The sequence below is a fragment of the Dactylosporangium sp. CA-233914 genome (assembly GCF_050942935.1).
In the GTDB taxonomy this organism is placed as follows: domain Bacteria; phylum Actinomycetota; class Actinomycetes; order Mycobacteriales; family Micromonosporaceae; genus Dactylosporangium.
In genome coordinates this window covers 5,163,349-5,175,154 of record NZ_CP192030.1, presented here as the reverse complement: position 1 = coordinate 5,175,154, position 11,806 = coordinate 5,163,349, and the positions used below count along the sequence as shown (strand labels likewise).

Sequence of the window (11,806 nt, the reverse complement as noted above, 5' to 3'; positions counted from 1 at the left end):
TAATGCAAACCGACAACGGCCGCGGCCTCGACGAGTTTCTCGCCCGCGCCGAGGCGTTCCAGCAGCAGCTCGCCGACGTGGAGCAGGCGCTGCGTGAAACGACCGTCACCGGCTCCGCCGGCAACGGTCTGGTGACCATGCACATGGGGATGGAGGGCCAGCTCATCGACCTGCGTATCGATCCGGAGATCGTCGACCCGAACGACGTGGCCACCCTGGAGGCGCTCGTCCGCGAGGCGTTCCATGACGTTACGGCGGCGCTGCGGCAGGCGTCGCAGGAGCGGCTGCGCCCGGTCACCGAGTACATGGGCGAGCTCGGCGGCTTGTTCCGCTGAGCCCTCGCGCGACCTTCGCTCAGCCGAAGTCCACTGACCACCGGGCCGACGTGACGTCCCCGATCAGCACGGGCACCGCCCGGGCCCCGGCGTCCTGCATCCACGTCCGCAGCGCCGCCAGGTCCTCGCCGGCTCCCACCAGGCACACGACGACCGAGGGTTGGGTGACCGGCCCACTGGGAACCGTGAGCGACCCGACGTCCGCGACGCGTGAGCATCCGTCCGACAGGTGCTCGTCGAGGCCCGCCCCGACGACCGTGACGTCGGCCCCGGCGGCGACCAGGCCCTCGACGGCCCGCCGGGCGAACCGCAGCCGCGCCGGCTCGTCGCCGATCACGGTCACCGCGTCCGGCGCCGCGGCCAGGTCGATCCACAGCCGGCGCGGTTCCTGGCTCCCGGCCGGTCCGGAGGACTCGGTGGATTCTCCGGCGACGATCACGGCTCGCCCCGGCGGTGCCGGCTCGCCGGCCCTGAGCCAGCCGTGCCCCTGGTCGGTTCGGGACCCGATGAGCCGTACCCGGGCCCGGTCCCCGGCACAGTCGATCACGCACTCGGCGGCGGAAGTCGACGGTGGAGCATCCGAGCCGGCCGAATCAAACCCCGAGGCGGTCGGAACGGGTACGGCGTCGATCGGCACGGGCGCGGGCAACAGCGCCTCGGGCTCACGGTCAGGTAGGGCGGACGGGACAGCCGGCGAAGAGTCAGGTGGGGCGGACGGGACAGCCGGCGAAGAGTCAGGTCGGGCGGACGGGACAGCCGGCGCGGAAACCGGCGAAACGGGCCCGTCCAAGACCCGGCGGCGACCGCCCCGCAGAACGCCGGCGGCGGCCACGAGCAGCACGACCGCGACCCCGCCCGCGCCGACGCTCAGGGCGATCGCTCCCCCGCCGCCGGAGGCTGCGCCGGTCGTACTGGACGGCGCCGCGCTGATCCCCGCCGGGGCGAACGTCGGCGGCGTGCCCATCCGGACACGCGGACCCTTCGCGTCGGCCGGAAGCAGCAGGATCCAGCCCGGGGCCACGACCGCGTCGGTCATCCGCCGGCCGTCGGGCTGGACGCGGTCGCGGTTGAGGTCGAGGATCTCCCGGTATCGGCGGCCGTCGCCGAGGGTCTCCGCCGCGATGCCGAACAGGTGCTCCGGCTGCCCGTTGACGCCCGGCCCGACCACGGTGTACCGGCCGGTGCCCGACGGCGCAACGGATGTGGACGGCCCCGGCGCAGCCGCGGACGGGGCCGCCACGCTGCCCAAGGCGACCGCCGTGCCGCACCCGGCGACGACGACCACGACGAACCGTACCGCTGCTCGGGAAGCCACAGCCGGATGACGGACAGCGGGCCGCTCCGGTTCACGGACGTCCCCGGCCGAGGGCGCTGTTACGCGGGTATTTCGCTCAGATGTATGTCTCTCTGCAAGGTTGCGTACGGGCGGGTCAGCCCGCACCATGGTCATCGGTTTGGGGGAAAGGGTTCGCATCGCGATGGACTCGACGACTCGCATCGCCAGCACCGCGGTCACCGACCGGCCCGGCCCGGGTCGGCGGCGCGCAAACCCGGCGCCGGGCACGGCCGCGCGGCTGCGGCGCTGGCGCAACGTCTGCCTGGCGACCGCGATCGGACTGATCACGGTGGCGGTGCCGCCCCTGCTCATTCCCGACCGTGACCCCGCCCCGGTCAAGGATGCCCAGCAGGATGCCCAGCCGCAGCCCGGGCCGTCCCAGGAGCCGTCCTCGACGGCCGCGAGCCCGGCGAGCAGCCCGGCGGCGTCGGCGGCCAGCAGCGCAGGACGGCCGTCGGCCAGCGCCGGGGCCACCGTGTCGCGGCCGCCGTCCGGCGCGGCCGGCGCGGCGCCCTGCGCCACCTCCGGCGGGGCCGCATCGCCGCCGGCCTGCACCGTGTACACCAACACCCTCGGGCCGGGCTGGCAGGCCGCCGGGGCCGGGGCCAATGTGTTCCCGGCCGAGCGCGTCCCCGGCTCCGACGTCGTCGCGATACGGGTCGAGCCGAAGCAGGACGGCGCGTCCGTCTGGCTGAGCGCCGGCACCGCCGCGACCGTGCCCGGCACGCTGCGGCTGCGGGTGTACGGCGGGCGCGTCAACGGCACCGTCGCGCGGGTGTCGCTGTCGTCGACGGCCACCGCCGACCGGAGCCGGACGGCCCTGATCAACGCGCCGGCGGATGTCTGGACCGAGTTCGAGTTCCCGGTCGCCAGCCTGCTGCCCGACGGCGGCCGCACCGTCCAGCGGATCGATTTCATGATCGTCGACGAGGCCGTGCCGGCTTCGTACCGGTTCTTCATCGATGACATCGCCTTCGTCCAGCGATGAAGCGGCCGGGATGGGCGGTCCACCTGATGGGACAGCACCTGTGAACGCCGTCACGGTCCTGGTCACGGACGACAACCCGATCGTCCGCGGGGCGTTGTGCGCGGTCCTCGCCGGCGAGGACGACATCGAGGTGGTCGGCGAGGCGGTCAACGGCGTGCAGGCACTCGACCTCGCCCGCGCGGCCCGCCCGCGCGTGACGCTGCTGGACTACCGCATGCCGGTCGCGGACGGGCTCGACGTCGTGGCCGAGCTCAGCCAGTACACCTCGATTCTCGCCCTGACCAGTGACGACAGCACGCAGGTCATCACCGCCATGCTGCGCGGCGGGGCGCGGGGATACCTCGTGCACGGGCAGTTCGACCCGCCGGACCTGGTGCGGGCGGTCCGAGCGGTCGCGGCGGGGCAGGGCTGGCTCTCCCCGGCGGCGGCGACTGCGGCGGCGGCGGCGCTGCGCGAGCACGACGACCGGGAGCAGGACGACCGCGACCGTCTCGAGGGCCGGCGCGCCGACTTCGCCCGCCGCACCGGGCTGACGGCCCGCGAGCGGGAGATCCTGACGCTGCTCGGCGAGGGACTGTCCAATGTGGCCATCGGGCAACGGTTGGGGCTCACCGAGAAGACCGTGAAGAACCACTTGAGCAGTGTTTTCTCCAAGATCCACGTGACCAGTCGCACGGAGGCCGCGGTGCGCTGGAGCACGCCGTCCTGACCGGGTCGCGACCGGCCGGGCGAGCGTGGGACGGTTCCGGCGTCTCCGTCCGGAGGATGCGACGCCGTCCCCGTGGGCGGTGACACCCGTGGTGAACATCGAGTGAACGGCAAGCCTCTCCCGCCGGAGGGGGCCGTAACAGCGGCGTGCGCCCGCGTTTGCGAGCGCCTCCGGAGTCCCCGAGAGGGGACGGCGCCGCGTTCCCGGATTCGGGGATCCGGCCGTGTACCCCGCCGTCCAGCCGGCGCGGATCGTCGGATCTGACGGCTCGTCCGCCCCGTTCGCCACTGGCTACCGTCGGACCCCGGACGACGGAACAAGGAGGCCGCGGTGACGGCACCGGTGAGCGCGCCTCGAGAACTGTGTGCCGATGGCCGGACCCAGCCGATACCGTCCGGGGTCTATCTTCACATCGGGCCGATGAGCCGGGAGTTGGACCCCGCGACGCGGGCTTACGCGCGCAGGGCGACGCCGCTCGCGGGGACCGCGCGGATCGTCGTGCCGCCCGGTGGGCTGGGGTCAGGGCTGCTCGGACGTTACGTGGGGCGGCTGGCACTGGACGACGAAATCCAGTTCCTGCTCGACGTCGGCGAACCCGCGCAGCCGCCGTCGCAGGCCGACGCCGAGGGCTACGCCGAGCAGTACGGCCTGCCGATCGAGCTGCCGGCCGGTCCGGTCGAGGACCCGGCCTCGCCGCGGCTGATGGCGGTCGACGAGGCGGGGCGGGCGACGTTCATCCCGCTGGCGAACCGCCTGCGAGCGCTGCCCCCCGCCAAGGCCGGCGACGCGCGGCCGAAGCCCTATGGGCTGGCGCCCGGCGCGCGGCCGCAGACGTACAACCTCGGCGACGGCTGGGAGCTCGCGGTCGGCGACACCTGGCTCTGGCTGCGCCCCGCCGGAGCGGCCACGGCGCCGCCGAGCACGAGTGACGGCCCGGCAACCGTCTACATCGGAGTCCCGGACGCCGCGGTTCCCGCCCGGATCGCGGCGTTCGCGGAGCTGCTTCCGGATACGGTACGGCCGCAGTGGCTGGGCGAGCAGCCACCGCCGGACGACGGAGGCTCGGCGACCGGACCCGCCACCGCAGCGGTGCGCAGCAGTCCCGGCCTGGCGCGGCTGGTCGAGGCGGCCCGCCGCGTACTCGCGGACGCCGGCGCGAGCCTGGAGATCGCCGTTGCCGGCGGCGACACGGTCCGGTTCACCCGCAACGGACGCGTCCGCACGGTCGAGGTCGACCTGACCCGCGGCGGGTGGGACGCCGGGTCCGACGAGGATGCGCTGCGGCTCATCGGGCTCGGCGCGCAGGCCCTCGCCGAACCGCGGGGGCGACTCAGCCGGTTCCGAACCATGTTGGGGGGTCGGCGACCCGACCGGCTCACGCCGACCGGGGCCACCCTCGTGCACCACGCGGCGACCCCCGCCGACCGGGGCCGGCTGTACCTCGCCGAGCTCGCGGTCGCGGCCTGGCAGCGGGCTCCGGCCGACCGCCGCGGGGAGGCCGAACTGCGGCTGACCGCGGCACTTCGACGCCTCGGCGCCCTGCGGGACACGACCGGCGGGATCCGGCGCGGCGAGAAGGTCCTGCGCGGGCTGTCGTTCGCGACACTCGCCGGGCCGGAGCGGGAGGTTCTGCAACGGATCATGTGGTCGGCCCGGACGGACCTCGGTGACACGCAGGTGCTCGACGCGGTCGACCGGGCCGCGACGTCGTTCGCGATGCGGCACCCGGACGTGATCGACTCCGTCGAGCTGGCGCGCCCGGCCGGCGGCACACCCACGCTGCGTCTGACGACACCGGGGGCACCGGACGGCGACGTCGTCACCCTGCCGGTCCGCCTGGTGCCGCCGCAGCGGTGGGGCGTGCCGGACCGGGCGGTCGTCCGGCGCTCCGGCGCCCTGGAGGTGCGCTCGGACGCCAGCGACGCGGCGATCGCCGTCTCCCTCGCCGGTGAACTGCACGCGGAGGCCGTGCGGCGTCGCGAGCCGGCGGCCGCCGAGCCGGTGCTGCAGGCCTGGCGACTGCTGGCGGAGCACCGCACGCTGCTGCATCTGGCGTTCCAGCGGGGCCGGTTCCGCCGCGGCGCGCACCGGGTCCGGACCGCGGTGACGCCGTACGCGGCCGACTCGGCCGAGGTCGCGCTGCGTGCCGTTGAGAGCCGTATCCGCCACCTGCTCGGCGGGCCCGACGCGAACCTGCCGACGGAGATCAAGAAGCAGCTCGGCGACGCGCTGCACGAGCGGCGGGCGGCGCGGGTCGAGGAGCCGCTGTCGGGCAACGCCGCGACGACCTTGCACATGACGCGGCGGCTCACGGCGGCCACGGCGCAGGCCGCGCTCACGGCCGGTGTCGCGGTGCTGGCCGGCCGCAGCCCCGGGCTCACCGCCACCAGCATCGCCACGTCGATGTCGCAGGCGGTCAGCCAGGCGCACGGCGACGGGCTCGCCGCCGCGTCCAGCGCCGCCGGCCCGGCCGCGCGGGTCCTGGCCAGGCCCGGGCCGCCCAAACCGACACGGCCGTTTCAGCCGCCGTCGATCGGGCTGCCGAAGGCGGCGCTGCAGAAGCGGGGCGAGTCGGCGGTCGTCAGCTCCCTGGTCAGCCTGGTCCTCGCCAGCGTGACGAAGGGCCCCGAGGTCGGCGCCATGGCCCTCGGCCTGAACGTCGCCCAGAGCCTCGTGACGGGGGCGGGTGGTGAGTGGGTTGCCGAATGGCGGGAGGGGGTCGCGAAGCGCCGGTTCGATCACCTGTACGGCGCCAGCCCCGACGGATTGCGCAACGGCTCCCTGGAGGCACTGTTCTACCACGTGTTCGAGGCCGCCGAACGGCTCACCGGCGCCGATCGGCCGCTGACCGCCCGCGAGCAGGCGACGGCCGAGCAGGCCGCCGAACGGCTGCGCGCCATGCGGGACGCGCTCGTGCGGGAGGTCGGCATCCGCCTCAAGGAGCTGCGCGCCCGCCGCCGGTTCGCCCTGGCCAAGGCCGGCAGTGCGGCCCGGCGGGCGCTGCGGCGCGGGGGCGAACCCGCCCGGGATTCCGCACCGGACCAGCCGGTGACGTACGACCTGTTCGCCCGGGGCTTCCCGCGCGCCGCGCCCCGCCACCGGGTCAACGTCCTACGGGTCGGTGTGCAGGACCCCGGGCTGCAGGTCCCGTCGCTCGTCCTGGCGCACCTGCTCAACAGCGTCCCGTGGCTGTCGGACTCGATGATGATCGCGGCGGCGCTGCGGGCGGTCGGCTACGGCTACGGCCGCAGCGAGGTGAGCCGCCTCGCTCGCGCCGACGACGCGGCACTGAAAGCGGCCGACGCGCTGTATTGGCTGACCAGCGCGCTCAACGCGCTGGAGGCGCTGCTCGCCGGCCAGCCGGTGGTCATGCCCCGGTCGGCCGACCCGGCGAACCGTCCATGGCTGCGTCTGATCTCCAAGCGCGCCGCGGTCGCGGCCGACCAGGCGGCGCTGTACAAGGAGCGGAAGCGGCCGAAGCAGGTGCCGCTACGGCGGGAGATCTACAAGCATCTGCCGTCCGGGGCCGGGCAGGCGGCCGGGCTCGGCATCGCCATCGGGGCCGGGTTGCTCGCCGGGCCGCCCGGCTGGGCCTTGCTCGGCGGCGGCATCGGGGTGTCGCTGCTGGCGTTCCTCGGCGAGACCGTGATGCGCAACCTGGAGCCGATGTCCACGCATGCGGCCCGCGACCGGACGGCCCGGCAGGAGGTCCGGTTGCTGCCGTGGACGGTCGAGGAACGGCTGACGGTCATCGACGCGCTCGCCACGCAGGCGGCGGCGTTGCAGGCCGAGGTGACGCCGGTACCGGTGCCGGTCCGGCAGTGGACCCACCGCCTCGGCGGCGGGCTGGGGCGCCGCCTGTACCAGAGGGGTGTCCGCGTCGCGATCCGGACCGCCGACCTGGCCCACCGCGACGGCGGCCGAATCCTCAGCCGCGCCCCGCTGCCCGCCGCCCGGGGGCTGCGGCTCACCCCGCAGGACCGGTCGGCCCTCGACCGCCTGCACCGCCTCCTCGACGACCTCGCCCTGGCCGAGAGCGGGACGGCCACGGCCCGTGCCGACCTCGACGCGGACCGGCTGCGGGCCGAGGTGGCGGTCCTCGTCGACGAGCTCGGCCTGCGCGATGAGCAGCCGGAGACGGAACGCCGCTGGACGCTGGTCCGGCCGTACATGTGGCGCCGGTACCGCCGTGACCTGGGCCCCGAGGTCGCCGTGGCCCGGGCCCGCCGGGTCGTGCTCGGCACGCCGCCGGCCGCCGGCGCGCGGGAGCGGGCGGCGTACGAGGCGATCCGGGACTCGCGGGCCGCACAGCACCGGATGGAGCGGCTGTGGGCGGCGGCGGAGCGGGTGTGGGCCGCCACCGGTGGCCCCCGGGTCCGCGTCGACGTCCGGTCGGCGACCACGCTGGAGGTCAGCACCGGTGCGGTGCCGTTCATGCTCACCGTCGCCGAGGGACGGCTGCCGTACGGCCGCCGGGGAGAGCTGCGGCTGGCCGACGACGACCTGCTGCACGCCGTGCCGGGCCGGGCACCGCGGGACCCGCACACGCTGACGGTGACCGCGCAGGCCCTGGCCGACCCGGCCCTCCTCGCGGACCTCATCGAGCAGGCGGCACACATCGTCCGGCTGGAGCGGCGCTCGTCCCGGCGCCGGCACCTGCTGTGGTCCGGCGACCCGTCGCCGACCCGCGCGCTGAGCGGGCTGCGGACCGTCAACTGGCCGCTGGTTCTGCCGCCCGGCGTGACGACCCGGGACCGGGCGCACTTCGTCGACGCCAGCCCGGCCGCGCCCCGCCCGTGGTGGGATCGGGTGAACGAGCTGGCCGCCGCCCGCGGCACCCCGGTCGTGGTGTTCGGCGCCGGCGGCCGCGCCACCATCCTCGCGGCGCTGCTGGAGCGCATGCGGTGGCGGCGCGAGCGGCCCGTCGTCGTCACGCAGGGCCCCGCGACCGACGAGCTCACCGCCCTCGCCCGCGCCCATGGCCTCGCCCTCGTCCATCAGAGCGCGCCGTCCGCCGGACCGCTCGCGGGCTGGCAACCCGTGCTGCGGATCGGCAACGTGTGGACCGTCAACGGCCCGGACGGCACGACCGCGACCTTCGGCGAGGCGTTCACCGACGCCCTGTTCGACCACGCCGCCGGTGCGGTCCAGCTCGTGGACACCGAACCGCCGGTGGCGCTGGCCGACTGGCTGGCCGCCCCCGACTGGTCGCAGTCGGAGCGCGTGCTCACCGAGCAACTGAACACGCTGCTCGATCCGGCGGCCCGGCAGTGGCTCGCCGAGGTCGCCGGCCGCGCCGCCCCCGGCGACCACTCCGTCGCCCTGCATGAGGCGATCCTCGACCTGGCCGCCCAGGGTGACGCCGGCCTCGCGTACACGTACCTGACGCAGGAGCGCGACACCCGGTACACCACGACGTTCCAGCAGGCCCTGCGGCAGCCGGCCCGGCTGGAGCCGCTGAGCCGGCTGGTGGTTGCCGCGGCCCGCGACGACGTCGAACGCGCCGACGCGGCGATCCTGCAGTCCCTGCACCGGCTGCTGAACGAGTCGGTGACCAGCACGGGCGGATTCGACGCCGAAGTCATGAAGTGCCTGCCCGCCGACAACCGGGCCCGCTGGACCAACCTGCTCCGCCCGTTGCGCGACCGGGCCCAACCGCACGCCGAGGCCGTGCGGCAGCTCAACATCCTGATCTTTTCGTGCTGACACCGAACCGCCCCGCCCCGTGCGGCGGGGCGGGGACGGCCGGGTGCTGTCGCAGTGTCAGGCGCGGTCGGGGTCGCCCGCCGCCGGCTCCCGGCTGAGCAGGCTGCGGTCCAGCAGGTCGGTATCGCCCGGATCCCGCGCGTACGGGTCGCGGCCGGCGGGTTCCGGTTGCTCGCCGGACTCCTGGGCCGGCTCGGTGCGGGCCCAGCGGCGGACGCGGATCATGAAGAGGGCGACGGCGGCCAGTACGACCACGACGATCACGACGACGGCCAGCACGACGCCGCCGGTCGAGCCGCCCTTGCCGGTCGAGCCGGACGCGTCCGCGTCGGGCACCTGTGTCCCGGACACGGCCGCGGCCGCGTCGATCATGCCCCAGCCGACCCGCGTGTCGGGAGCGGCGGCGCCCATCCGGTCGGCGGTGCGCGTCAGCCGGTCCTTCACCTGGACCGCGGTCAGCTTCGGCTCGGCCGAGCGCACCAGAGCCGCCGCCCCGGCGACCAGAGCCACCGCGTACTGGTCACCGGAGACACCGATCTCGCCGGTGCCGGCGATACCGAGGCTCCGCACGTCAACCCCCGGAGCGACCACCTCGACAAGCCCGTCGGGATGAGAACCCGCCGGCGCACCGGCCGGATCAACCGCCCCCACCAGCAGCAACGCACCGGTCGAACCGTCCCCGGGCGCCGCCGGCGGCGAACCCTTACCCGGCGCCGCCGCCACAACCAGCACATCATGCCGCAACGCCAGCGCGATCGCCTCCGCGACAGCCGGATCAGCGACATCGAACCCCGCACCCAACGCGACCACATTCGCGCCCGCCGTCACCGCGACCTCGATCGCCGACGCCTTCGCCGCACCACTCACCGCCGCACCCGAATCGCTGACCCGAACCGGCAGAATCTGCGCGGCCGGCGCCACCCCCAACGGCTGATCACCACCCCCGGCAATCAGACCCGCCATCGCAGTACCACTGCCAAGACAATCCTGATCACCACGCCCCTCACCGGTAACCAGATCAGCACCCGCCAGCACGCGGTCGCCGAACTGCGGCAACGTACCGTCAACCCCCGAGTCGACAACCGCGACGGTCACCCCCGCACCGCGGGCCCTGCCCCACGCGGGACCCGCCGAGACACGCTCGCGCGCCCAGTCCGACTTGGGGCCGCTCGCGCCGGCGGCGCACCCGCTCGTGGAGCCCCGGACCGGGGTCGGGGTCGGCGACTGCGGCGACGACGGACTCGGGGAGGCGGACGCGGCGGACGACGCGCCCGGCACCGCGGGAGTGCCCGGTGCCGCGCTGGTTCTCGGCACCGCGGGGCTGGCCGGTGCCGCCGGGGTGCCCGGAAGCTGGCCGTATCGCACACCGGTCCCGACCGCGTCCCACGGCAGGACCAGGTGCCAGCCGACGTGCAGCTGCGCCGGGTCACTGAGGGCAGCGCCGTCGGGCTGGACGCGGCCGGCATTGAGCCGGTACAGGTCGCCGGCGCGGTTCACGTCGCCGAGCAACCGCTCGGCGGTGCCGGCGAGCGTCTCACCGGGCGCGGCGACGGTGTAGTACAGGACGAACGGCGCCTCGGCGGGCGCGGCGGCCGAGCGGCCCGGCGGCGCCAGCAGCAGGGCCGTCAGCAGCACGGTGAGCAGCACGGACACGCGCTGCCAGCGGGTGGTTACCACTGGTTTCCTCCTCCGCCGGAGCTCCGGCGCAGCGGGCGAACAGGCGCCCGGTAGACGAGCGCGCCGCCGCCGCGGTTCACGACCGGATGGTGTCCTTGACCGCGATCGTCCAACCGGCCAGCAGCGGGCGACGGCCGGACACGCCGACCGAGGTGGCCTCGTCGACCGCTTCGGGCCGCAGCGGGATGCACGATCGTAGGTCGCCGTCGAGCTCGCCGATCCGGGCCAGGCTGTGCCGGACGCGCTCGACGGCCGTGCGGGGGTTGGTCACGATCCCTCCCCCGCCGCGCCGGAGCGGGCGCCGCCCGGCACGACCAGCAGCAGCTGGCCGCCGGGGCGGGTGGTCATCCGGACCGGCATCCGCAGGGTCCGGCCGGCGCGCACCAGCAAGGTCGCGGTGTCGAGGTCGGCGACGCGCAGGCCGGGCGCATTGGCCCGGGTGGGGCCGCAGACCAGCAGCATCGCGCGCCAGGCGGCCTCGGACAGCAGCCGGGCGTGCCGGGCCTGGCGCGGCCGATGCGGCAGACGCAGGCCGTGCGGCCGGCCGCAGATCTCGACGTACCCCTGCTGCCAGGTGCGCTCGAGCAGGCCGAGGGTGCCGAACTCGGTGAACACCTGGGAGATCTCGTAGCGGTGCCGGTTGCCGGCGGTGTAACGATGCACGCTCGCCAGCCGACCGATCGCCTGCAACAGCTCGGCCAGCCGGTCCGCCGCGCTGGACCGGCTGAACTCCGCGAGCGGCCCCGACGCGATGCGCGCGAGCCCCTTCCGCGAGCCGCGCTGTGCGTCCCGGTCCCAGGTCCCGGTGCACCGCACGAGCATGCACGCCTCGAACGCGGCGATCTCCAAGGCCTGGCGGCGGTGCGGATCCGAGGCCGTGTCGATACTCGCAATCGCTGTCGATTCCGCCAAGGACATGCCGAATGCCTCCCTGTGGTTCGGATGATGGTTGAGCGCCGTAGCGCACGGCAGCGCCGGCCCGAAAGCCCGATCGTCCACTATGGACACTTCATCGCGCGACGCGGCGGTCGCGCGTTCCGAGCGCGATGACGGGC

Annotated in this window: 8 protein-coding genes; 4 read left to right on the top strand and 4 right to left on the bottom strand. The window is 75.1% G+C overall.

Going from position 1 to position 11,806, the window contains the following annotated elements:
* Nucleotides 1-2 precede the first annotated feature (2 nt).
* Nucleotides 3-335, top strand: coding sequence for a YbaB/EbfC family nucleoid-associated protein (locus ACQPY0_RS22920; protein WP_432992142.1), 333 nt, complete (start codon nt 3-5; stop codon nt 333-335).
* A 19-nt stretch (nt 336-354) separates the two neighbouring features.
* Here the strand turns inward: ACQPY0_RS22920 and ACQPY0_RS22915 are convergent, their stop codons facing one another.
* The gene (locus ACQPY0_RS22915) at nt 355-1,650 is read right to left on the bottom strand and encodes a hypothetical protein (protein ID WP_432992139.1); all 1,296 of its coding nucleotides are present in this window, start codon (nt 1,648-1,650) and stop codon (nt 355-357) included.
* A gap of 163 nt (nt 1,651-1,813) precedes the next feature.
* Here ACQPY0_RS22915 and ACQPY0_RS22910 point away from each other — a divergent pair, with 163 nt between their 5' ends.
* The 3 genes from ACQPY0_RS22910 to ACQPY0_RS22900 all read left to right on the top strand — a co-directional run bounded on the left by ACQPY0_RS22910 (nt 1,814) and on the right by ACQPY0_RS22900 (nt 9,074).
* Nucleotides 1,814-2,659: a hypothetical protein gene (locus ACQPY0_RS22910; protein ID WP_432992136.1), complete on the top strand. Its 846-nt coding sequence runs from the start codon at nt 1,814-1,816 to the stop codon at nt 2,657-2,659.
* A gap of 40 nt (nt 2,660-2,699) precedes the next feature.
* The gene (locus tag ACQPY0_RS22905; RefSeq protein ID WP_432992133.1) at nt 2,700-3,368 is read left to right on the top strand and encodes a LuxR C-terminal-related transcriptional regulator; all 669 of its coding nucleotides are present in this window, start codon (nt 2,700-2,702) and stop codon (nt 3,366-3,368) included.
* A gap of 420 nt (nt 3,369-3,788) precedes the next feature.
* Entirely contained in the window at nt 3,789-9,074 is a 5,286-nt protein-coding gene (locus ACQPY0_RS22900) for a hypothetical protein (RefSeq protein ID WP_432992130.1), read from the top strand.
* A gap of 57 nt (nt 9,075-9,131) precedes the next feature.
* On the opposite strand, the gene ACQPY0_RS22895 is transcribed toward ACQPY0_RS22900, so the two are convergent.
* The 3 genes from ACQPY0_RS22895 to ACQPY0_RS22885 all read right to left on the bottom strand — a co-directional run bounded on the left by ACQPY0_RS22895 (nt 9,132) and on the right by ACQPY0_RS22885 (nt 11,669).
* Entirely contained in the window at nt 9,132-10,751 is a 1,620-nt protein-coding gene (locus ACQPY0_RS22895; RefSeq protein ID WP_432992127.1) for a S8 family serine peptidase, read from the bottom strand.
* A gap of 76 nt (nt 10,752-10,827) precedes the next feature.
* Nucleotides 10,828-11,022 carry a hypothetical protein gene (locus tag ACQPY0_RS22890; protein WP_432992124.1) on the bottom strand — a complete coding sequence of 65 codons (195 nt, stop codon included), beginning with the start codon at nt 11,020-11,022 and terminating at the stop codon, nt 10,828-10,830.
* Complete coding sequence (locus tag ACQPY0_RS22885; RefSeq protein WP_432992121.1) at nt 11,019-11,669, bottom strand: hypothetical protein; 651 nt, start codon at nt 11,667-11,669, stop codon at nt 11,019-11,021. The genes ACQPY0_RS22890 and ACQPY0_RS22885 overlap by 4 nt, the downstream gene beginning before the upstream one ends.
* Between the last annotated feature and the right edge of the window lie 137 nt (nt 11,670-11,806).

What these genes read in the sequence shown, in the direction of transcription:
- ACQPY0_RS22920 (WP_432992142.1), top strand. Translation starts at nt 3, where the DNA reads ATGCAAACCGACAACGGCCGCGGCCTCGACGAGTTTCTCGCCCGCGCC.
- ACQPY0_RS22910 (WP_432992136.1), top strand. Translation starts at nt 1,814, where the DNA reads ATGGACTCGACGACTCGCATCGCCAGCACCGCGGTCACCGACCGGCCC.
- ACQPY0_RS22900 (WP_432992130.1), top strand. Translation starts at nt 3,789, where the DNA reads ATGAGCCGGGAGTTGGACCCCGCGACGCGGGCTTACGCGCGCAGGGCG.
- ACQPY0_RS22885 (WP_432992121.1), bottom strand. Translation starts at nt 11,669, where the DNA reads ATGTCCTTGGCGGAATCGACAGCGATTGCGAGTATCGACACGGCCTCG.